This window comes from Rhizobium altiplani, from assembly GCF_001542405.1.
Lineage (GTDB): Bacteria > Pseudomonadota > Alphaproteobacteria > Rhizobiales > Rhizobiaceae > Rhizobium > Rhizobium altiplani.
Genome location: NZ_LNCD01000003.1, coordinates 150,291 through 171,738 on the forward strand (window position 1 = coordinate 150,291; position 21,448 = coordinate 171,738).

The 21,448-nt window shown below is 60.6% G+C and carries 25 protein-coding genes; 11 read left to right on the forward strand and 14 right to left on the reverse strand.

All coding sequences use genetic code 11. The annotated features are described in order from the left end of the window. Positions 1–17 precede the first annotated feature (17 nt). The 4 genes from pcaG to pcaD are packed head-to-tail and all read right to left on the reverse strand — an operon-like array spanning position 18 to position 2,602. On the reverse strand, positions 18–632 hold the full coding sequence (pcaG, locus tag AS026_RS01360) for a protocatechuate 3,4-dioxygenase subunit alpha (RefSeq protein WP_018856640.1): 615 nt from the start codon (positions 630–632) through the stop codon (positions 18–20). Beyond that, on the reverse strand, positions 632–1,381 hold the full coding sequence (gene pcaH / locus AS026_RS01365; protein ID WP_062368441.1) for a protocatechuate 3,4-dioxygenase subunit beta: 750 nt from the start codon (positions 1,379–1,381) through the stop codon (positions 632–634). The genes pcaG and pcaH overlap by 1 nt, the downstream gene beginning before the upstream one ends. A 10-nt stretch (positions 1,382–1,391) precedes the next feature. Continuing rightward, positions 1,392–1,796, reverse strand: coding sequence for a 4-carboxymuconolactone decarboxylase (gene pcaC, locus AS026_RS01370; RefSeq protein WP_018856638.1), 405 nt, complete (start codon positions 1,794–1,796; stop codon positions 1,392–1,394). Continuing rightward, positions 1,793–2,602 (reverse strand): 3-oxoadipate enol-lactonase, encoded by an 810-nt coding sequence (gene pcaD, locus AS026_RS01375; RefSeq protein WP_062368477.1) that lies wholly within the window; start codon positions 2,600–2,602, stop codon positions 1,793–1,795. The genes pcaC and pcaD overlap by 4 nt, the downstream gene beginning before the upstream one ends. Before the next feature lie 151 nt (positions 2,603–2,753). Here pcaD and pcaQ point away from each other — a divergent pair, with 151 nt between their 5' ends. Both pcaQ and AS026_RS01385 read left to right on the forward strand, forming a co-directional pair. Next, the gene (gene pcaQ, locus AS026_RS01380; protein WP_062368478.1) at positions 2,754–3,680 is read left to right on the forward strand and encodes a pca operon transcription factor PcaQ; all 927 of its coding nucleotides are present in this window, start codon (positions 2,754–2,756) and stop codon (positions 3,678–3,680) included. A gap of 68 nt (positions 3,681–3,748) precedes the next feature. After that, positions 3,749–4,177: a lipocalin-like domain-containing protein gene (locus AS026_RS01385; RefSeq protein ID WP_062368442.1), complete on the forward strand. Its 429-nt coding sequence runs from the start codon at positions 3,749–3,751 to the stop codon at positions 4,175–4,177. Positions 4,178–4,288: 111 nt separating this feature from the next. Here the strand turns inward: AS026_RS01385 and pobA are convergent, their stop codons facing one another. Beyond that, positions 4,289–5,461, reverse strand: coding sequence for a 4-hydroxybenzoate 3-monooxygenase (gene pobA / locus AS026_RS01390; protein WP_062368443.1), 1,173 nt, complete (start codon positions 5,459–5,461; stop codon positions 4,289–4,291). Positions 5,462–5,574: 113 nt separating this feature from the next. Here pobA and AS026_RS01395 point away from each other — a divergent pair, with 113 nt between their 5' ends. Then, complete coding sequence (locus AS026_RS01395; protein ID WP_062368444.1) at positions 5,575–6,462, forward strand: helix-turn-helix domain-containing protein; 888 nt, start codon at positions 5,575–5,577, stop codon at positions 6,460–6,462. Here AS026_RS01395 and AS026_RS01400 read toward each other — a convergent pair. Beyond that, entirely contained in the window at positions 6,459–7,214 is a 756-nt protein-coding gene (locus AS026_RS01400) for an IclR family transcriptional regulator domain-containing protein (RefSeq protein ID WP_062368445.1), read from the reverse strand. The genes AS026_RS01395 and AS026_RS01400 overlap by 4 nt on opposite strands. 183 nt (positions 7,215–7,397) lie before the next feature. On the opposite strand from AS026_RS01400, the gene AS026_RS01405 reads away from it, so the two are divergent. Genes AS026_RS01405 through pcaF form a run of 3 tightly spaced genes read left to right on the forward strand, consistent with a single transcriptional unit; the run spans position 7,398 to position 10,024 of the window. Continuing rightward, entirely contained in the window at positions 7,398–8,105 is a 708-nt protein-coding gene (locus AS026_RS01405; RefSeq protein WP_062368446.1) for a 3-oxoacid CoA-transferase subunit A, read from the forward strand. Continuing rightward, positions 8,102–8,806 carry a CoA transferase subunit B gene (locus AS026_RS01410; protein WP_025658275.1) on the forward strand — a complete coding sequence of 235 codons (705 nt, stop codon included), beginning with the start codon at positions 8,102–8,104 and terminating at the stop codon, positions 8,804–8,806. The genes AS026_RS01405 and AS026_RS01410 overlap by 4 nt, the downstream gene beginning before the upstream one ends. A gap of 12 nt (positions 8,807–8,818) precedes the next feature. Next, positions 8,819–10,024, forward strand: coding sequence for a 3-oxoadipyl-CoA thiolase (gene pcaF, locus AS026_RS01415; RefSeq protein ID WP_062368447.1), 1,206 nt, complete (start codon positions 8,819–8,821; stop codon positions 10,022–10,024). A gap of 66 nt (positions 10,025–10,090) precedes the next feature. Here the strand turns inward: pcaF and AS026_RS01420 are convergent, their stop codons facing one another. The 5 genes from AS026_RS01420 to AS026_RS01435 form a co-directional block, all read right to left on the reverse strand. Further along, on the reverse strand, positions 10,091–10,885 hold the full coding sequence (locus AS026_RS01420; protein ID WP_018860247.1) for an SDR family NAD(P)-dependent oxidoreductase: 795 nt from the start codon (positions 10,883–10,885) through the stop codon (positions 10,091–10,093). Positions 10,886–10,979: 94 nt separating this feature from the next. Beyond that, the gene (locus tag AS026_RS01425) at positions 10,980–11,711 is read right to left on the reverse strand and encodes a glutathione S-transferase (RefSeq protein WP_062368448.1); all 732 of its coding nucleotides are present in this window, start codon (positions 11,709–11,711) and stop codon (positions 10,980–10,982) included. Between the two features lie 28 nt (positions 11,712–11,739). Then, entirely contained in the window at positions 11,740–12,054 is a 315-nt protein-coding gene (locus AS026_RS01430; RefSeq protein ID WP_062368449.1) for a hypothetical protein, read from the reverse strand. 114 nt (positions 12,055–12,168) lie between these two features. Continuing rightward, on the reverse strand, positions 12,169–12,342 hold the full coding sequence (locus AS026_RS42195; protein WP_167354878.1) for a hypothetical protein: 174 nt from the start codon (positions 12,340–12,342) through the stop codon (positions 12,169–12,171). A gap of 251 nt (positions 12,343–12,593) precedes the next feature. Then, positions 12,594–12,845 carry a DUF2934 domain-containing protein gene (locus AS026_RS01435; protein WP_062368450.1) on the reverse strand — a complete coding sequence of 84 codons (252 nt, stop codon included), beginning with the start codon at positions 12,843–12,845 and terminating at the stop codon, positions 12,594–12,596. A gap of 246 nt (positions 12,846–13,091) precedes the next feature. On the opposite strand from AS026_RS01435, the gene AS026_RS01440 reads away from it, so the two are divergent. The 5 genes from AS026_RS01440 to AS026_RS01460 all read left to right on the forward strand — a co-directional run bounded on the left by AS026_RS01440 (position 13,092) and on the right by AS026_RS01460 (position 17,396). Continuing rightward, positions 13,092–14,555, forward strand: coding sequence for a phospholipase D-like domain-containing protein (locus tag AS026_RS01440; RefSeq protein ID WP_062368451.1), 1,464 nt, complete (start codon positions 13,092–13,094; stop codon positions 14,553–14,555). Between the two features lie 94 nt (positions 14,556–14,649). Next, positions 14,650–15,480, forward strand: coding sequence for an endonuclease/exonuclease/phosphatase family protein (locus AS026_RS01445; RefSeq protein ID WP_062368452.1), 831 nt, complete (start codon positions 14,650–14,652; stop codon positions 15,478–15,480). A 262-nt stretch (positions 15,481–15,742) separates the two neighbouring features. Then, on the forward strand, positions 15,743–16,696 hold the full coding sequence (locus tag AS026_RS01450; RefSeq protein WP_425349746.1) for an alpha/beta hydrolase: 954 nt from the start codon (positions 15,743–15,745) through the stop codon (positions 16,694–16,696). A gap of 113 nt (positions 16,697–16,809) precedes the next feature. Further along, positions 16,810–17,091, forward strand: a complete 282-nt coding sequence (locus AS026_RS01455; RefSeq protein ID WP_062368453.1) for a type II toxin-antitoxin system ParD family antitoxin — start codon at positions 16,810–16,812, stop codon at positions 17,089–17,091. Next, positions 17,088–17,396, forward strand: a complete 309-nt coding sequence (locus tag AS026_RS01460) for a type II toxin-antitoxin system RelE/ParE family toxin (protein WP_062368454.1) — start codon at positions 17,088–17,090, stop codon at positions 17,394–17,396. Before AS026_RS01455 ends, AS026_RS01460 begins: the two co-directional genes overlap by 4 nt. Before the next feature lie 140 nt (positions 17,397–17,536). Here the strand turns inward: AS026_RS01460 and AS026_RS01465 are convergent, their stop codons facing one another. From AS026_RS01465 to AS026_RS01475, 3 genes are all read right to left on the reverse strand, one after another. Then, positions 17,537–19,021 (reverse strand): mechanosensitive ion channel domain-containing protein, encoded by a 1,485-nt coding sequence (locus AS026_RS01465; protein ID WP_062368455.1) that lies wholly within the window; start codon positions 19,019–19,021, stop codon positions 17,537–17,539. 61 nt (positions 19,022–19,082) lie between these two features. Then, positions 19,083–20,234, reverse strand: a complete 1,152-nt coding sequence (locus AS026_RS01470; protein WP_062368456.1) for an ABC transporter permease — start codon at positions 20,232–20,234, stop codon at positions 19,083–19,085. Beyond that, complete coding sequence (locus AS026_RS01475) at positions 20,231–21,448, reverse strand: ABC transporter permease (RefSeq protein ID WP_062368457.1); 1,218 nt, start codon at positions 21,446–21,448, stop codon at positions 20,231–20,233. The genes AS026_RS01470 and AS026_RS01475 overlap by 4 nt, the downstream gene beginning before the upstream one ends.

Genomic DNA, 21,448 nt, shown 5'->3' on the forward strand with positions numbered 1-21,448 from the left:
AACGCAAGTCCCTGCGGTCAGATATCGAGGAACACGGTCTCCCTGTCGCCCTGCAGCCGGATGTCGAAAGTATAGGTCGATCCGTCACGCTGGGCGATCAGCGTGTCGACGCGTTCCCGGTGCTCGATGCGCAGAAGCAGCGGGTCGGCCTTGTTGGCTTCGGCCTCCTCTGGAAAATACATGCGCGTATGCAGGCCGATGTTGATGCCGCGTGCGACGATCCAGAAGGTGATATGTGGCGCCATCTTGCGGCCGTCCTTGAAGGGAACGCGGCCCGGCTTGACGGTGTCGAAGGTGAAAACGCCGTCTTCGGCGCGTGTCGGGCAACGGCCCCAGCCGGTAAAGTTCGGATCTGCCGTGCCACGCATCTCCGACGGGCTGTTATAGAGGCCGGCGCCGTCGGCCTGCCAGATTTCGATGACTGCATCGCGTACCAGGGCACCGGCACCGTCAAAAACGCGGCCTGTCACCGTGATGCGCTCGCCAAGCGTCTTGTCGTTGACCATCACCGTTCCGAGGTCATTTTCATAGACGCCCTTGATGTCACAGAAGTTCGGGGTCAGGCCGATATGGACATAGGGGCCTGCCGTCTGTGAGGGCGTTTCCTTGAGATAGCCGAGTTCCTGAACCATCAGTTCCCCTCCATGCGATTTTCGAACATCGTCGAGCGGCGGCCGCGCAAAACGATGTCGAACTTGTAGGCGCGCGCATCCATCGGAATCGTGTTGCCCCAGTCGAGCGGCGCAATCAATTGCTCGATGGCGCGTTTGTCGGGGATCGTGCCGACGATCGGACATTTCCAGATCATCGGATCACCCTCGAAATACATCTGCGTGATCAGACGCTGGGAAAAGCCATGGCCGAAGATCGAAAAGTGGATATGGGCCGGGCGCCAGTCGTTGACGCCGTTCGGCCAGGGATAGGCTCCCGGGCGAACCGTGCGAAACGCATACTGACCATATTCATCGGTGATGCAGCGCCCGCATCCGCCGAAGTTCGGATCGATGGCGGCGAGATAGGTTTCCTTCTTGTGCCGATAGCGCCCGCCGGCATTGGCCTGCCAGAACTCGACAAGGGCACCGGGTACCGGGCGTGCACGTTCGTCGAGCACACGGCCGTGGACGATAATGCGCTCGCCGATGGCACTTTCGCCCGGCCTGGCGAAATTGTGGATCAGATCGTTGTCGAGCTCACCGATGACGGAGTGGCCGAAGACCGGCCCTGTGATTTCCGAGATCGTTCCGTCGAGCGACAACAGCGCGCGCTGCGGCGAACGCAGGACCGAGGTCTTGTAGCCTGGAGTGAAGGCAGGCGCATGCCATTCGCGGTCTCGCGCGAAGAAGGCGCCGGTTTCGGGCTTGCGGTTGGGAAGATCGGACATCCTATGCCTTTCAGGCCGCCTTGCCGGCGTCCATCTGTTCGAAAACATGCTTGGCGATCTTGATGGCGTGATTGGCGGCGGGAACGCCGGCATAGATCGCCACGTGCAGCAACGCTTCGCAAATATCATCGCGCGAGGCGCCGGTGTTGGCGGTGGCGCGGACATGCATCGCCACCTCGTCGTCCTGGCCAAGTGCTGCCAGAAGCGCGATCGTCACGATCGACCGCTCGCGGCGCGTCAGTGTCGGGCGCGACCAGACATGTCCCCAGGCCGCCTCCGTGATCAGGTCCTGGAACGGCTTGTCAAACGGGGTCGAGCTTGATTCGGCGCGATCGACATGGGCATCGCCCAGCACGGCACGGCGCGTCGCCATTCCCTGCTCGAAACGCTTCGACGGCTGGTGGAGTTCACTCATGGGCTCTTTTCTCCATGCAATGCGAAATCGATGAATGCGCGGATGATTGCCGTCAGCGCTTCCGGCTGTTCGACGCAAGGGATATGGCCCGCATCGCGTATGATCTCGAAGCGGGCGTTCGGAATGAGCCTGGCCGTCGACTTGACGAGATCGGGCGGCGTTGAGCCGTCCTGATCACCGACAATGCAGATCGTCGGAACGCTGATCCTTTTGGCCACGTCCGTGTAGTCGGCATCGCGGATTGCCTCGCAGGTGGCAAGATAGCCTTCCACCGGCTGGCGCATGAGCATGTTGCTGTAGCCGTGATAGGCCGTGTTCTCCGGTCGCCGGAAAGCCGGCGTGAACCAGAGCTTCATGACGCCGTCGACAATGCTCGCAATACCCTTGCTGGCGACGGTTGCAATCCGTGCATTCCAGCTTTCGGTGGTGCCGATCTTGTGCGCCGTATCGCACAGGATCAGTCCCTGCACCATGTCGGGCCGCGCCTTGTAGAGCGCCTGAGCAATCAATCCGCCCACGGAAAGACCGCAGATGAAGGCCTGCTTGACCGCAAGAAGATCGAGCAGGCCGGCAAGATCGGACGCATGATCTTCGATCGAATAGGGAACCTGACCGACATCGGAAAGCCCATGGCCCCGCTTGTCGTAGACAATGATCGCGTAGTCCCCGGCCAGTCGCACGATCACGTCGCGCCAGATGCGAAAATCGGTGCCGAGCGAGTTTGCAAAGACGATGACCGGCTTGTCAGCTGGGCCGCTGATCAGCTGGTAGTGGATCGCGATGTCATTGATACGGGCAAACTGCACGGCAAATCTCCTCTCCGTGCCGGTCTCCATGCAAGTCGCACTCGACTTGACGAGAGGGTCCGACACAGACCCTGGTTCAAATTGGATGTTTAATCTGGTTAGGTAAAATGATATTTCGTGGCATTTCGATAACTCCGGAGTTATGAAATTCATGATCGACAGTCGGGTGAAGTTTCGTCATCTACAGACATTTGTCGAGGTCGCGCGACAGAAAAGCGTGATGAAGGCAGCCGGACTGCTCAATGTCAGCCAGCCGGCGGTGACGAAGACGATCCGCGAACTGGAGGAGGTGCTTGGCGTTGCGGTCTTCGAGCGCGACGGGCGCGGCATCAAGATCACCCGCTATGGCGACGTTTTTCTCCGCCATGCGGGAGCAGCGCTCACGGCCTTGCGCCAGGGCCTTGATTCGGTATCCCAGGAGCGTTTCGGCGAGGCGCCGCCGATCCGGATCGGCGCCTTGCCGACGGTTTCGACGCGGATCATGCCGCGTGCCATGGAGCTTTTCCTCAAGGAAAACACCTGGAGCCGCATCAAGATCGTGACGGGAGAGAATGCGGTGCTTTTGGAGCAGCTGCGCATCGGCGACCTCGATCTCGTCGTCGGGCGGCTTGCCGGGGCGGAAAAGATGGCCGGCTTTTCCTTCGAGCATCTTTACTCCGAACAGGTCGTCTTTGCCGTGCGTGCCGGCCATCCGCTGCTGAAATCGCGCCAGTCGCTGTTTGCGAAGCTCAGTGAATATACCGTGCTGATGCCGACGCGCGCCTCGATCATTCGCCCGTTCGTGGAAAGCTTCCTGATTGCCAACGGCGTCGCCAGTCTGCCGAACCAGATCGAAACGGTCTCCGATTCATTTGGCCGCGCCTTCGTGCGGTCGAGCGACGCCATCTGGATCATTTCCACGGGTGTGGTCGCAACCGATATCGCCGACGGCCTCCTGGAAGTCTTGCCGATTGACACCAGCGAAACAAAAGGACCGGTCGGACTGACAATGCGCACGGACGCCATTCCCTCGCTGCCGCTCTCGATCCTCATGCAGACGCTGCGGGAGGCGGCGATGGAGGTTGCCGCCAAGACCTAGCGACCCTGTTGCGGATACGGCCCGCGTGGTATCGTCCAGCTCGTGCAACTGCGCGTGGGAGCCACATTATGGGAAGTGCAGCCGCATTACATGGAACATGGAGAATGGTATCCTGGACGCGCCGTGCTGTTGCGACCGGGGTGGTTACGAATGCGATGGGGCCCGACCCCGTCGGGTATCTCTCCTATCATCCGGATGGCCGGGTGATGGCTGTGGTCGTCAGCCGCGAGCGACCGGCACTCAAGGGCGAAGTGCCGACGGACGCCGAAAAGGTCGCGCTGTTCGATTCCATGCTCGCCTATGCCGGAAGCTATACCTTCGAGAATGGACGCGTGGTGCACCATGTCGATGCGAGCTGGAATCCGGCCTGGGGCGTCAGCGACCTGATCCGGCCGTTCTCCATCGACGGCAACAGGCTTGTCATCAGCGGCGCCCCTGGGGTCGATCCAAAGAACGGCGAGGAAGTCGTCTACGAACTCGAATTCCGCAAGGTCTGACGCCAGCAAGCCTGCCAGCCGACAGGGGTCTCGATCGATGGGCGAGCAGCGGTGGGACGCATTAACCACCGCCGCTCTCCGTGCACCCTTCCGTGGATGGCGGAAGGGAAGCTAGTAGGGAAGGCCGACGTAGTTTTCCGCAAGCGCGGTCGAAGCTGCGCGTGAATGCGTCAGATAGTCGAGTTCGGCTTCCTGAATCTTTTGGTCGAAATCACCGGTATCGGGGAACCGGTGCATCATCGTTGTCATCCACCAGGAGAAACGGACCGCCTTCCAAACGCGGGCGAGTGCCTTTTGGGAATAGGTGTCGATGCCTGCGTTCGAACGATCCTGGTAGTGTTCGATCAGGCCCGAGAACAGATAATGCACGTCGCTCGCGGCGAGATTGAGGCCTTTCGCACCGGTCGGCGGAACAATATGGGCGGCGTCGCCGACAAGGAACATGCGGCCAAAGCGCATCGGCTCGGCAACGAAGGAGCGAAGCGGTGCGATCGACTTCTCGAAGGAAGGCGCGGTCACAAGCGCATCGGCATGATGCGCAGGCAGGCGGCGGCGAAGTTCGTCAAAGAAGCGGTCATCGCTCCAATCCTCGACCTTTTCATCGAGTGGACACTGGATGTAGTAGCGGCTGCGATGCTCCGAGCGCATGGAACAGAGCGCAAATCCCCGCGGGTGGTTGGCATAGATCAGCTCATGGTTGACGGGAGCGACCTCGGCCAGAATTCCAAGCCAGCCGAAGGGGTAGATCTTCTCGAATGTGCGCAGCGACCTTTCGGGAACCGCCTTGCGGCTGGCGCCATGGAAACCGTCGCAGCCGGCGATGAAATCACAGTCGATGCGGCGCGTGACACCATCCTTTTCGTAGGTGACGTGAGGGGCCGATCCATCGAAATCGTGCGGCTTGACATTCGCTGCCTCGTAGATCGTCAGCGCGCCGCTGGCCTCGCGTCGCTCCATCAGGTCGCGGGTGACTTCCGTTTGCCCGTAGATCACGACGCGCTTGCCGCCGGTCAGACCGAACAGGTCGATGCGATGGTCGCGCCCGTCGAAGGCAAGGGAAAAGCCATCATGAGGGAGACCTTCGGCATGCATGCGCGCGCCAGCCTTTGCCTCATCGATGAGCCCAACGGTTCCTTCCTCCAGCACGCCGGCACGTACGCGGCCAAGGATATAATCCTTGGCAACGCGGTCCAGGATGACGTTGTCGATGCCGGCTTCCGTCAGCAACTGGCCAAGCAAAAGTCCCGAAGGGCCGGAGCCAATGATGGCTACCTTGGTGCGCATGGTGTCCTCCCGCACTTGTCTTTTGTCAAATCTTGACCGGGCAAGGCGCCATCAACAATGGACAAATCCATCATGAAATTGCACAAAGCGAACATCGGGTGACGGAGGCAGGAATGGTAAGGATTGTGCCGACCTACGAGCTCTACGGCGAGAATACCGGCAAAAAGCCGGAGTTTTGGCTGCACTGCGAAACAATTCCCGCCCGCAGCAGCCTGCATCATTTCGAGATCCGGCCACATCGCCACGACAGTTTCTTTCAGATATTGTACATCGATAGCGGCTCCGGCGAGGCAATGTTCTCAGGCGCCTGGCACCCGATCGAAGGTCAGTCGGTCATTACCGTTCCCCCCGGCCTCGATCACGGTTTTCGTTTCTCCAGGGACATCGACGGCTTCGTCATCACGGTGTTGAGCTCGCATCTGAAGGCAATCCCCGGCGACCGCAGCCGCCTCGGCGAGTGGATGGCATCGCCGCATCTGACGAGGCTCGACATGGATGATGAGGAGGCGCGCTACGTGGCTGCCTGCCTGCAGCGGCTCGGACGCGAATTTGCGCAGCGCAAGAGCGGGCGCAACGACCTGCTCGAGTCCTATCTGACGTCGGCATTGTTGTTGACCGCGCGTCTCTCCTCTGAAAGACAGGACGACGAGGCGGCCGCCGACGAGAATGAACGTCGCATGGAGCTGCTGCACGGCCTGATCCAGCGGCATTTCAAATCGCACCAGCCGGCAGCTTTCTATGCCAGGGCGCTCGGCATCTCGCCGACCCACCTGAACCGGATCGTGCGCGCCACGAGCGGTTACGGTGCGCATGAGTTGATTGCCCGAAAGCTCCTCGATGAGGCAAAACGCGAGTTGGTCTTCACCTTTGGCAGCGTCCAGGAGATCGCTTACCGGCTCGGGTTTTCAGACCCCGCCTATTTCTCGCGCTTCTTCCTCAAACAGGCTGGCCAGACGCCTCGATCATGGCGCATGGCGGAGCGTGCGAAGCTTGGTGTCTAGCGCAGCACGAGGCGGAGCGCCTTCTGTGTCTCTCGAAGGAGCGGCAGGTAGCGAGCCGGCATTTCCGCGGCTGGTGCATGTGCGGCCGGTGCGCCGATATTGATTGCCGCCACCGTCTGCCCGCGATCGTTCTCGACCGGAACTGCAATGGAGCAGAGGCCGATTTCCAGTTCCTGGTCGATCACGGCGTAACCCTGATCGCGCACACGCCGAAACTCCGCCATCAGTTCCTCGACGTCGGTCTTGGTGTTTGGCGTATTTTGCTTGAGGTCGGTGCGGGCAAGGACAGCCCTGGCCTCGGCCTCCGGCAGCGCTGACAGCAGGACGCGACCCATCGAGGCACAGAAGGCGGGAAGGCGGCTGCCCGGCGTCAGGTTGATCGACATGACACGCCGCTGCGAAGCGCGGGCGATATAGACGATCTCTGTGCCATCGAGCACGGAGGCGGATGCGCTCTGCCCGGCTTTTTCCGACAATTGATCGAGATGCGGCTGGATGAGGACGGGCAGGGGCGTTGCCGAGAGATAGGAGTGCCCGAGCCGCAGGATCTTGGGCGTCAGGGCGAAAAACTTGCCGTCATATTCGGCATAGCCGAGTTCGGCCAGCGTCAGCAGCGACCTGCGCACCGTGGCGCGGTCGAGGCCGGTCAACTTCGCGGCGTCAGCGATCGAAAGCCGCTGGCGGGTCTCCTCGAACGCCTCGATGACCTTCAGTCCTCTGGCAAAGCCGCTGACAAAATCAGTTTCGCGCATGGTTCCTCCTTTGATCGCGGGCTTATTGCTGGATCCCGGTCAGAATACTGTGGCCGCATTGTTTTGTGCGATATACGAACAAATGTCAAATACCGCACAAAATGCCTTGCCCGCCCTGCCGTCGCGTTTTATCCATCGGTGAAGGGCGCAGAGGAGCATCTCGCCGGCAAGGAGTGATCCAGCATGGACAAGACTATCGGGAGCACGGCTGAGGCCATCTCCGAAATCGGAGACGGAGCGACCGTCATGATTGGCGGCTTCGGCGGGTCGGGCGCACCGATCGAACTGATCCACGCCCTGATTGACAAGGGGCCGAGGAACCTCACGGTGATCAATAACAATGCCGGCAACGGCCGCATCGGGATTGCCGCGATGATCGACGCCGGCATGGTGAGGAAGATGATCTGCTCCTTTCCGCGCTCGTCCGACCCGCGCGCCTTCACGGACAGGTATCTTGCGGGAGAGATCGAGCTGGAGCTGGTGCCTCAGGGAACGCTTGCCGAGCGCATCCGCGCTGGCGGCGCCGGCATCCCGGCCTTCTACACGCCGACGGGCTACGGCACCGAACTTGCCGAGGGCAAGGTGATCGCCGAATTCGACGGCCGGCATTATGTGCAGGAGCGCTGGCTGAAGGCGGATTTCGCCATCGTCAAGGCCCATCTTGGCGACACCCACGGAAACCTCACCTACAACAAGGCGGCGCGCAACTTCAATCCGCTGATGTGCATGGCGGCGGGCAAGACCATCGTCCAGGTTTCCAGCATCGTTCCCGCCGGCGGCATCGACCCCGAGCATGTCGTCACCCCCGGCATCTTCGTCGACCGTGTCGTCGAGGTCGCCAATCCCGCCCAGGAAGAAGAGCTCGTTCGAGCCGGAGTGGTCTATCAATGACCGTCGATATCAGCATCATCAACACCCGCGAAGACATCAAGCTTTCCAATGCCAGCATCGCATGGCGCGCAGCCCAGGACATTGCCGACGGTGCCTATGTGAACCTCGGCATCGGCTTTCCGGAAATGGTGGCACGCTATCAGCCGCCAGGCCGCCAGGCGATTTTCCATACGGAAAACGGCATCCTCGATTTCGGCGAGGCACCGCCCGCCGGAGAGGAGGACTGGGATCTCATCAATGCCGGCAAGCGGCCGGTGACGCTGAAGCCCGGCTCGGCCTTCTTCCACCATGCCGACAGCTTCGCCATGGTTCGCGGCGGCCATCTCGACGTCGCGATCCTCGGCGCCTACCAGGTGGCTCAGAATGGCGATCTCGCCAACTGGAGGGTCGGCGCCAAGGGCGTACCGGCAGTCGGTGGCGCCATGGATCTCGTGCACGGCGCCAAGCAGGTCTGCGTCATCACCGAGCACGTCACCAAGAACGGCGAGCCGAAGCTTGTCGACAAATGTACCTTCCCGCTGACCGGGGTCGGTTGTATCACCCGCGTCTATACGAGCCATGCCGTGATCGACATCGTGGAAGGCCGTTTCGTGTTGCGCGAGAAGCTTGCCGCCATGACGGTCGAGGAATTGCAGGCGATGACCGGCGCGCCTCTCTACATCGACGGTCCAGTTGCCGATCTCGTCGTTCCGGAACTCTAAGGGAGAAGCCTGATGACCGAAGCCTATATCTGTGACTATATCCGCACCCCGATCGGGCGCTTCGGCGGTTCGCTGTCAGCGGTTCGCGCTGACGATCTCGGCGCCGTGCCGTTGAAGGCGCTGATTGAGCGCAACGGCAATGTCGACTGGGAAGCGGTTGACGATGTGATCTTCGGCTGCGCCAACCAGGCCGGCGAAGACAACCGCAATGTCGCTCGCATGTCCTCGCTGCTGGCGGGCCTGCCGGTCTCGGTGCCAGGTACGACCATCAATCGTCTCTGTGGTTCTGGCATGGACGCCATCATCGCGGCTGCCCGCGCCATCAGGGCAGGCGAAGCCGAACTGGTGATTGCAGGCGGCGTTGAAAGCATGTCGCGCGCGCCCTTCGTCATGCCGAAGGCGGAAACGGCATTCTCCCGCCACGCAGAGATCTACGACACGACGATCGGCTGGCGTTTTATCAATCCTTTGATGAAGAAGCAGTACGGCGTCGATTCCATGCCGGAGACCGGCGAGAACGTCGCCGAGGACTACAAGGTCTCGCGCCAGGATCAGGACGCCTTTGCGGTTCGAAGCCAGGCCAGGGCCGCGACCGCGCAGGCCAATGGCCGGCTGGCAAAGGAAATCACCTCCGTCACCATTCCCCAGCGCAAGGGCGATCCTGTCGTCGTGGAGAAGGATGAGCATCCGCGCGCGACGACAATGGAAGCGCTTGCCAGGCTTGCCACACCCTTCAAGAAAGAGGGCGGGACAGTGACAGCGGGCAATGCCTCCGGTGTAAATGACGGCGCTGCCGCCCTGATCATTGCAAGCGAAGCTGCTGCCAGAAAGTATGGACTGACACCGATCGCCCGCATTCTGGGCGGAGCGGCTGCCGGCGTGCCGCCGCGCGTCATGGGTATCGGCCCGGTTCCGGCATCGCGCAAACTGATGGCACGGCTTGGCATGACGCAGGATCAGTTCGACGTCATCGAACTCAACGAGGCTTTCGCCTCGCAGGGTCTGGCGGTTCTGCGCGAACTCGGCGTAGCCGACGATGACGGCCGTGTGAACCGCAACGGCGGCGCCATCGCGCTTGGCCATCCGCTCGGCATGTCCGGCGCGCGCATCACGGGGACGGCTGCAATGGAACTGCGGGAAGCCCGTGGGCGCTACTCGCTGTCGACCATGTGCATCGGCGTCGGGCAAGGGATTGCCATCGCGCTGGAGCGCGTCTGATTTTCATCGCAAAACGAAAACGGCGCGGAGATCGTCCGCGCCGTTTTTCTTTGTGCAAGCCAACGCTTACGGCATCAGCTGGCCGCCATTGACCTCGATGATCTGGCCGGTGATGTAGCCGGAAAGCGTCGGCGATGCCAGGAAGAGATAGGCGCCGACGCAATCCTCCGGCGTTCCGACGAAACCCATCGGAATCGTCTTGCGCTGCAACTCCATCTGTTCGTCGTTGGTGTAGCGCTCATGGAACGGCGTGCCGATGACGCCCGGCGCCACCGCGTTGACCCGAATGCGGTCAGGAACGAACTCCTTGGCATGGCCGCGCGTGATCGTCGAGACGAAGCCCTTCGATGCCGCATAGAGCACGGCACCATTGCCGCCACCGTTGCGGGCGGCGATCGAGGTCGTGTTGATGATGAAGCCGCCCTGCTTCTTCAGCCATGGATGGGCCGCGCGCGTCGCAGCGAGAACCGAGCGGGCATTCAGATCCATGACCTTCATGTAGTGCTCGTCGGTATATTCGGCGGTTGGCTTGCGGCCGAGCATGCCGCCGGCATTGTTTACCAGCCCGTCGAGATGCCCGAAGGTTCTGGCCGTCTCTTCGACGACACGCTCCGTCTCGCCCTCCTTCGACACGTCGCCATGAACGAGATGCACGGTTGCGCCGGCTGCCCTGATTTCGTCGGCAAGCGCTTCGGCGGGCTCCCGGCTCGCATTGTAATGAATGCCAACCTTCATGTCCTGCGCGGCAAAGGCGCGGGCGAGCGCTGCACCGATACCAGTCGAGGCACCGGTGATCAGCACCGCCTTGCCGGCGAGGTCGGGGATTTTGATGGATGCAAGCAATTGAGCAAGATTTGCCATGGCAGCGATAGCCTCCGGGAATGTGACGGGACGGTTTGGGGCGAGTTGCAGGGAGCTTATCAGCCTCCCTCAAGCCGGGGCAATGCCATATCCGCTATGGCGCGAGATCAAGTTCAGGATAGTGCCGAAAAATTCCGTCCTCGTTGAAGGCAAGCCGGCGGTCCGACTGCAGGTAGGCGGTAATGTTCGGGCGCCCGGTGACGGCATCGTGCAACGCGATCAGCCCCGGATAGTCGGCCGCATAGGCTTTCATCGCTTTTGGAAAGGCATATCGCAAGCCCTCGATGACCTGAAACAGCGACAAGTCGACATAGCTCAGAGCATCGCCAACGATATGGTTCGGCCCCTCAGGGTTCTGTTGCAGCACCTGCTCGAAGTAGCCGAGGAACTTTGGAATGCGCTCGCTGATAAAGGCGGCGGAGCGGGCTTTCGCCGCCTCCTTCTGATCCTCATAGTAAAGGGAGGTGGCGATCGGGTGATGCGTGTCGTGCACCTCGGCCACCAGGTCCGTGATGGTCAGCTGCAGGCCATTGGCGACGCAGCGCAGTTTCTCATCTTCCGGCGCGAGGCCAAGTTTTGGGCCAAGATAGGAGAGAATATTGGCGACATGCGAGACGATGAGCTCGCCGTCCTTCAGAAACGGCGGCGCAAAGGGAATGTGGGGCTCGCGCTTGCTCTTCATCAGGTCCAGCATCGCTCCGGTTCCCATCGCGGGCCCGGATTGCCTGGCGACGTCGACATAGTCCGCCTGGGCTTCTTCCAGGGCCAGACGGACAAACTCGCCGCGGCCTTGAATGCCATCCCAATAGTACAGTTCATATGCCATGAGGCCCCTCCCGGTGGCTTGCTGGAGATCAGTGATGCGCGTGCTGCGCGTTGCGTTTGCGCGTCGCTGCTGCTTTCTTGGCCGAAGCCGAGCGCTCGGCAGCAGAACGCGCTGCGGAGGCGGCGCCGCCCTTGCGCCCACCCTTTTCCGATGCCTCGTGGGTATCTTGCTTGCCACGACCGGAGCCGGACTTGTTGCCGCCACCGCTTTCCTTGTTGACCGTCGCCCAGGCCCGCCGTTCGGCCTCCTTGGTGGAAACGCCACGGTCTTCGTAGCCTTCCTCGATATGTTCGGCTTTTCTTTTCTGCTTGTCCGTGTAAGCGGATTTGTCGCCTCTTGGCATGTCTGGCTCCTTTTCTGACAGAGAAAAGGGCAACCAACTGACGCTCGAAAAGTTCCAACGTTCTAGCAAACCCAAAGGGGCAGAAGCTGACGGAAAGTGCGCCGACGAGGTCGCTTACTTGCGATAATATTTGCGCGACAACGACATCATCTTCTCAAAGGTGGGAAAATGCAGCGGTATGGCAGAATGTGCATCCGGAAAGAACAGTGCAACGAGATTGTCGATCGCATAGACAAGGATCAGGGCGAGGGCCAGATAGGCTAACGCGGCGATGACAAGAGCGGTCATTTTACCCTCAAGGCGCGATGCGGAGGCGGCAATCCGCTACGACAAATCTATCAACTTCCAAATTCGATTTTAGTTCCAGCGCCGATTGTCGCCGCAGCATTTTTTCCGCGAGGTCGGCGTCATGCGCAGTCATGCTTATTCTTCCCTTGACGCACCTTTCGTGCCCATTGGAAACCAATAGGGCAGAAGCAATGCAATCATGTGACGAAGGGCGTCATGGTGATGCCCTTCGCAACAATGGAAGCAAGCGATCAGGCCGATTTGCGGCCAGCTGTCTTTCTTGGGGCGGAGCCCTTTAAGGCGCCATTTGCGTTGGAAGCAGAGGCGGTGCGTTTGCGCGTCTTCACTTCCTTGCCATCCGGGGATGCAGCAGACCCTTCGAGCGCTTGGCGTTCGGCACGGGCCTGTTCCCAATGTTTGAAATCTCGTCCCGTTGGACGCCCTTCCTCTTCCCAAAGCGCATAGGCACGCTTCCTGATCCACTCTTCGCGAGTTTCTGTCATCGCCGATCTCCAGTCAGTGAGGCCCGTAATCTAACGCGATACTGGCCTCAGAGTTCCAGAGTAATCGTGCGGGTTCAAGCAATTTTTGACACACTGCAAAAATAAATCCCGCATCGCAGCATTCGGCTGCTGCGCGGTGCACGCTTTTTGCTTGCCGAACACAGTTTTTGCGCCGGCAAGGCCGGACGCTTCATGCCCATGAGTGCGCAATTGAACACTGCAGCTTTGTGTTTATAGTTCAACGCAATGTTTTATCTCATATCGACCTACTGGCCGCATATTCTATTCGTTGTTTCGCTCGCCATGGGCGCCGCGGCAGCAATCCACGCGGCCATGACAAAGGAAGAGGTCCGCGCCGCAATCGGCTGGGTCGGGGTGATCATCCTCTCACCGATCGTCGGTGCTGTGCTCTATGCGATCGCCGGTATCAATCGTATCCGGCGCGCCTCGCTGAGCCTTCGGCGCGATGCGCTGATCCCCGACGCGGACCTCGATGAGCTCGAAAGCTTCGACGCCGACACGGATATCGTCATCAGCGGCTTTGGCCGGCGTTTCGCTGCCCTCCAGACACTCGGCGACCGCGTCGCCCGCGTTCCGCTGGCAACCGGCAACACGATCGACATGCTGGAGACCGGCGACGACTGCTATGGCGCAATGAAGGCGGCAATCGACAGTGCGGCTCGCAGTGTTCTGCTTGAGACCTACATCTTTGACCGCGACCCGATCGGATTGAGGATCGGCGATTCCCTTATTGCTGCAGTCAAGCGGGGCGTCGAGGTGCGCGTGCTGATCGATGCGGTCGGCGCCCGCTATTCGGTGCCGAGCATACTCGGATATCTTGCAGATGGCGGCGTCACGGTCTCGGTCTTCAACGGCAACGTTATCATGGGGTTGCGTTTGCCCTATGCGAACCTGCGCACCCACCGCAAGATCCTCATCGTCGATGGCCGCATCGCGCTGACCGGCGGCATGAACATCCGGGCAGGCTTTACCCGCGAAATAGCAGGGGAGGGCTTTGCGCGCGACACCCATTTCAGTGTTACCGGGCCGGTTGTTGCCGACCTCTTCAATGTTGCCGCCGAGGACTGGCGCTTCACGACGGGCGAGATCCTGCAAGGGGAAGCATGGCGAACCGCGATGCCCGAGCGCCAACCGGGGGATCCCGTCTTCATGCGCGTCGTGGCGTCCGGGCCCGACAGAAGCATCGAGACGAACCACAAGATGCTGATGGGCGCCTTTTCCATTGCGCGCAAATCGATCCGCATCATGTCGCCCTATTTCCTCCCGGACCGAGAGCTGATCAGCGCACTGGCGACCGCCGCACGCCGTGGCGTCGAGGTTGATATCGTCGTTCCCTCCGTCAACAACCTCGTCCTGGTCGACCGGGCGATGACCGCCCAGTTCGACCAGATCCTCACCAGCTATTGCCGCATCTGGCGCTCGAGCGGCGCCTTCAGCCATTCCAAGCTGCTGTCGATCGATGGGGTCTGGTCCTATGTCGGATCATCCAATCTCGATCCGAGATCGCTGCGGCTGAATTTCGAGGTCGACCTGGAAGTGCTGAATGAAGGCTTTGCCAACGAGATTGACGAGCATATCGACGAGGCCATCAAATCGGCGTCGCCGGTTACTTTGCAGGGGCTGCGTGCGCGACCTTTCGCTGTCCGGCTGCTCGAGAAGGTTCTCTGGCTCGGATCGCCTTATTTGTAGCGGATTTCTTCGGCCTAAAGGCGTGGCAAGTTTCAATAGCCGGCCTATACTCCGGATCAAACCACTTCGACCAACGGAGCGCGAGCAAACTCCGATGCATGCCAAAAAGGACAGTCTGCCCTCAAACATCCTCGCATCGATCCGCAATCGAAAAAAGCGACTGGATGCAGCACATTCGGAGAAGAAGGCGCGCTCGGACGGCACTTTGATTGCCTCTTACAACGTTCACAAATGTGTCGGCAATGATCGTCGTTTCGATCCGGAGCGCACCAGCCGGGTCATCCACGAAATCGATGCCGATGTGATTGCGCTTCAGGAAGCCGACACCCGGTTTGGCGAGCGTACCGGCATACTCGATCTCGGCCGGCTGGAACGGGAGACCGGACTGATCCCGGTGCCGGTTAACGGCATGGCCAAGGCTCACGGCTGGCATGGCAATGTCGTGCTCTTCAAGCGTGGCCTCGTCCGTGACGTACACCAGATCAACCTTCCCGGGCTTGAGCCGCGCGGCGCGCTTGTCGCCGAACTCGATCTCGAACACGGCGGGGCCTTGCGCATCATCGCCGCCCATTTCGGCCTGCTTCGCCATTCGCGCGCACAGCAGGCCAAAATGCTGGTCGAACTGATGGCCGACAAGCGTGAGGTCCCGACAATCCTGCTCGGCGATCTCAATGAATGGCGGCTCGGTGACCGTTCATCGCTGCACACGTTCCAATCCGCCTTTGGCCCGCAGCCGCTCGCCGTGCCGAGCTTTCCCGCACGACTTCCCGTACTCGCGCTTGATCGCATCATGGCAAATCGCAAGGGGGTTGTGACAGCGGTCGAGGCGCACGACACGCCGCTTGCCCGCATTGCCTCCGATCACCTGCCGGTAAAGGCCGTGGTCAATCTGAAGCGCGTGGAAGAACTCGCGGCCAAAGCCTAGCTGGCATACGACAGAGGCATTACTTTCACACGCCGAAAAGGGTCGCCTCCTAAACCATGGCGAGCTTGACAGGGCCCGTGGTCGTGGCAGGTTTCACCTGTCTCGACAGATGTCCTGAATCGGAGGTTTCGCGGTGCTTGTGATGGAGATTTTGCGGCGGCGGGTCGACATATCGCGCGGGCTTGCGTCCGCGGCGATCATGCGCTCAATAGCGGGATTGACCAAAACATGTCTGGTCGCAAGCCTTGCCGTCGCCTTCTCGATGTCGCCCACCAGCGCCGGGGATACGCCGGTCCAGACGCAGGTTTCGAAGGACCAGGTCCGCAAGCTCGTCGAAACATGGAAGCACTATTATGCGAAGGCCGACAGCCTTCGCGATCGGCGCAACGCGTTCGAAGACATGATGGAGGCCACCCCCGAGCCGACGCGCGTGCAAATCAGGCCGGTAGATGCCGATGGTGTCGATGCGCAACTCATCTGGCCGGCAAGGCTGCATCATCCGATCGGCAAGCGCGCCATTCTCTATATCCACGGCGGCGGCTTCTATGGCGGTTCGTTGCGCACGCACCGGGCAATAGCGGGCGCACTGGCCAAGGCGGCGTCCGCCGACGTGCTTCTCATCGACTACAGGCTTGCACCTGATAACCCCTATCCCGCACAAATCGACGACGCGCTGACAGCCTACCGGTGGCTGCTTGGTTCCGGCTATGAGGCCAGCAATGTCGTCGTCGTCGGCGAATCCGTCGGCGGAAACCTCGCGATCGAAGCCACGCTCAGGCAGATGCGGGTCAAGGGACCGTTGCCTGCGGCTGTCGTGGCGATGAGCCCCGTTACGGATCTGGCTGCAACAGGCGCATCGCTGACGGCCAACGCCAGTACCGATCCACTGATCGACACCGCTCAACTCGATCTCATGCGCAAGGCTTATCTCGGAACACGCTCTCCCACTGATCCGATGGTGTCGCCCCTCTATGGCGACATGACCGGGTTTCCACCATTGCTTGTCCAGGTCGGTTCGGGCGAAGCATTGCTGGACGATACGCTAAGGCTGGCTGAAAAGGCCCGAAAGGTCGGAGTCGACGTCGAGACCGAAATCTGGCCTGGCATGATCCACCAGTGGCAACTCTTCCCGTTCTGGCTCGATGACGCAAGGCAGTCGAACCAGCGTGTTGCGGAATACGCGATCAAGCATTTCGCCGACAAACCACGGCCATAGTCTTTGCGGTATCGTCAAGATGTCGATGAGGTGCAGCACATATTTTCAATCTGCTCGGCCCGATGGTATGAATTATTCATACCCCGTGATATGATGAACGCTGGAGATGTATCATGGCTACCATTCAGAAAAGAACCATCAGCCTGCCGGGCGATCAGGCAGCGTTTATCGACGCGAAGGTGAGCGCGGGTGATTATGCTTCGGCGAGCGAGGTGATCCGCGCGGGTATCCGTGCGCTGAAAGAACGCGATGAGGCAGTCGGGCGCTGGCTCCAGCATCAGGTAGCCCAGAGCTTCGACGCGATGAGGGCCGATCCCGCGCGCGGTGTCAGTGTTGATGATGCGTTCGCCAGCGTGCGCGCCCGTCATGCGGAGCGGGTGAAAGACCAGACGTGAAGTGCCGCACGGTCATTCTATCACCGGAAGCACAGGCCGATCTGCTGTCCCTCTATGCGTGGATTGCGGATGCAACGTCCCCCGACATCGCGCTTGGCTATATCGACCGGCTGGAAACCTATGTGCGCGGCTTCGATGTCGCCTCCGAGCGCGGAACGTTGCATGACGATATTCGTCCCGGCCTTCGCACGGTTGGATTCGAGCGGCGTGTGACTATCGCGTTCACCGTAACAGACGAGCAGGCCATCATTCTCGGCTTCTATTATGGCGGCCAGAACTGGCAGGGTATTCACTTCGAGCATTGATCAATGTTTGCGAAAGCGAGAGATCGGCTCATTGGGCTCCGCCAGAGCGGGTTTCTTGCTCGCCTGCAAGAAGAAAAAACGCAGCCAGAACAACGGGTCCGCAGAAACGACATCAGCTAGCAGATGTGCAATATGGCCCTCTAGGACAATTGGAAAATCTGTCGGATTCTCGCGGCAAACGTTGTTGCCTCATTGCCGCGCGCTATCGATCCCGTCGTCTGAAGCCGCTCTGCCTCAAGTCGCCGCGACAGGATAAGGCCCAATTCGTCTGCAAGCGCAGGGCGGTCCTGCATGAGCGCGGCAAGCCGTTCCTGCTTGATTTCGTAAGCGACCACGAATGTCAGCGCCTTGACCCACCCCGGCGCCGACGCACCTGTCAGCATCCCTTCCTCTCCGAAACAGTCGCCCGGCGAAAGACGCAATAGCTCAATCTCGCGATCGCCCTCCTTTCGGATGATCGCGACGACACCATTGCGTATCAACATCAGTGACGTGAACTGGGAACCTTGCTCAGCGATGATTGCATCCTTGCGATAGGTCTGACGCGTCATGCTCGCGGCCAGCGTTTCTTTTTCGTCTTCAGTCAGCGGTGAAAAAAGCGGTATGGCGTTCAAGAGACGCCAAGCGGTGCCAGGGTGCTGCAGATATGCGGCATCCGGCTCCTGGAGGCCGCCGCCTGCAGTTGCCGGCATCGCAAGCGGCAGTCCGGCCGCCTTGCAATGGCGGAATACGAGGTCGTAGATCTCGTTGGTTGCGACCGCGACCTGCGTCATGTCTCTCACGCGACAACTGAGTTCCACGTCGACAGCCTGGCCGTCGATGCCCTTGATCGTGACCGATGGCACGGGTGACTTTAGAATGCTGTTCGAACTGAACAGAACAGTCCGCATCACATCTTCGACGGTACTGGGCGGTGCAGGCGCGACCCTCACCTTGATCGAGAGGCCGTGGCTCTCGTCGGGACTGCTAAGGTTGGTCAGGTTCGCCTTCGCCAACCGGCTATTCGGGATGGCAATGAGGTCGTTCGTACCGCTGAGCAGATGTGTGGCCCGCCAGTTCGTCTCGATGACACGTCCCTCGACGCCGTCATCAAGCACGATCCAATCACCGACAGAATAGGGACGGCCGAGATTCATGGCGATACCAGAGAAGACGTCGTTCAACGTGCTTTGCAATGCGAGACCGAGGATGATCGCGAATACGCCTGAGGTCGCAATCAGCGTGCCGACAGGAACGCTGAACACGTAAGCGATCAGGGAAAGACCGGTTCCCAGATAGATGAGACCGATGACCAGATCCTGTAGGAGGCGCGCTTCCCGTGGTTTGCGTTCAAAAATGAGGAAAAGGCGCACCGAACTGATCAGCACCATCGCTCCGCCGATCCACCAGACGGCCTTGGCGAGCCCGATGAAAATCCGCCGTGATACATCTCCGGCCTGGGTATCCGGCGCATAGGGCTGGATGCCGTGGTAAAGGAGCAGCGCCGTCAGGGCGATCAGGAATACGATGTGGGCAATCAGCCGCCAGACGGGGTGCCCGCGAAGTACCAGCCGGCTGACCAGCAGGCCCAGAACGGCGAGAACAAAAAGCTGGACGATCGGATCGGTCCAAAAGGCGGTATTCATCGCTTCATCGTCCCATGTCGGACAAGTCCTGGCGCCGGACCCGGTCCTGGATTGAGCACTGTCATGACACGACCATCGACCGCCTGCTCCTGCTTTCAAGCAGGATCGCGATGGCTGTGTAAACGGCCGCCAGCGCCCACAGTACCAGGAAGGGTTGGCGAACATCCGGAATGGAGGCGCCCATCTGTGAGACAGCAACCATTCCATTTATTGCCGAGGTGCTTGGCAGCAATGTTGCCACGGCATGCAGGAAGGGAGGGATTGCTTCTGTCGGCCAGGAAAAGCCCGCCAGAAACAAGAACGGTATCCCCAGGGCAGCCGACACCAGTTGCACGGTCAGCGGATCCCGAAACAGGCCGGCCAGCACCAAACCCAAAGCGCTGACGGCAAGCGCGAAGGGTAGGGCGAAGACGAATATTGAGAACGGCGCTCCCAGGCGCGGAATATTGTAGAGGTAGGGGAGCGCGATCAGATAGAATGACATGATGAAGGCTTCGAGGATCAGATAGGCGAGCAACTTCCCGCCAACGACCTCGGCTGGGCCGGCGGCCGCTGCGATTTCGGCGCTGAGCTCATCGTTTCTGTAGGTGCCAAGCAACCCGACGCCAATCAACAGCGTCTGCTGAAGGATCAGAACGAAGGCCGCGGGGAGAATGTAGGTTGCATAACCGCCCTGAGGGTTGAAGAGCGTAACCGCGGTCAACGGCATCGGGTCGGCGGCGGCCGCCGCAAGCACGGGATCCACCCCGGCGGCAATGAGTCTTGCCGTCTCCACTTCGGCGCCCATGCTACGCGCGACGGCGGTCACGCCGCCGGACAGGCGCTGATAGATCAGGAAGTAGCTTGCATCGGCATAGAGCGCGATTGGCGATTGGCGGTGGTGCAGCAGATCCCGCTCGAAAAACTGAGGGATGATAAGCACGCCGTGGAGGTTGCGCCGGTAGATATCTTGCGTTGCGCTGGCCTGATCGGGAAAGACCGCCCGCACCGCGACGTCGGCTGAGGCGTCCACGCGCCGGGCAAGTTCACGGCTGCTATCTGTCCCGTCGAGGTCGACGACCGCGATCGGCACATCCCGCAATGCTTCCGTGCGGTAAGGCTGAGGATAAAACCCCGCGTAGATGACGGACGCGACGATGAGGACCGCAAAAGCCGGCTTCAGCGAGAAAATACGCGCCACTTCGATACGGCAGACTGTCAGAATCGCCCTCATTCCGAGGCTCCTTCGACTGTCGTCTGCTGGATGGGAAGAGGCCGGCGACGTGTGCGGATGACCTCCAGTCTGAGGGCGGTAAGGCTCGCGAACAGCAACACCATGAAAAGAAGGACGGCAATCGGCGTCCAGGAGAGATAGAGCGGCGTCCCTCTTATGGTTTGGTCAATGCGTGCCATCAGATACCAGGTGCCCGGGATCATCTGCCCCCAGTTATAGGCGAAAGCATTCATGCCGATCCTTGGAAACCCGATCCCCATGAACCCGAAGGCCGGCGCCATCAGCAAAGTACCGATGCTGATGGCGCTGGCCATCGGTCGAAGCAGCAAGGCAAGCAGCACGCCGATGAACTGGTCGGCGAGAATGAAGAGGATGCCAGCCAGGATCAGCAGATAGCGATTGCCGCGCAAGGGCATGCCGAGGACGCCGAATAGGACCCAGTCAGCGATGCCGAGGACCACCAGGAAAAGCAATGTGTAGGGCAAGATCTTGCCAGCCATCGCCGGCCATAACCCGCCGCCCAAACGCCTGAGGACGCGGAGACGATGGGAGGTCTCGACATCGAGCCCCACGGCGTAAGCCATCGTCGTGACGACGATGACCTGCAGGACGCTCGGCAGCAAGGCTGCAAGCAGAAAATGTGCGTAATTGAGGGTCGGGTTGAACAGCGGGTTGACCTGCACAGGGATCGGCGCCAGTGCGGCCTGTGCCGCTTCGAGCGGTTGCCCCTCCGCCGTGCGCAGCGACAGGCGAATGCCTGCGGCAACCGCCGGCACGGCCGAATTGACGCCACGCAATACGAGATTGCCTGATGTCATTGTTTGCGTGTTGTAGAAGAAGACAACTTCCGGCCGGCGTCCGCCATAGACGTCGCGCTCGAGGTTTCGCGGCAGCATCAACAGACCGCGTACGTCGCCCGACAGGATCAACTGGCGGCCTTCGGCAAGATCGGTGACACGGCGCGTAACGGCCGTATCCGGCGTCGCGTCGACCGTGCGGATGATTGTCCTCGAGAGGTCCGTGCCGTCCAGATCGAGTACCGCGATGGGCAACCGCGTGGCAAGCCCGGCGCTGAAAACGACGGCAAGCACTCCCATGAGCAACAGTGGCAGGACGGTGGTCAGGAACAGGAGGAGCCGACGCCGGGAAAACCGGTCAAATTCCCTCCTGAAAACAACAAGGAAGCCGGGGCGCAGCCGCCCCTTCGCCATCAT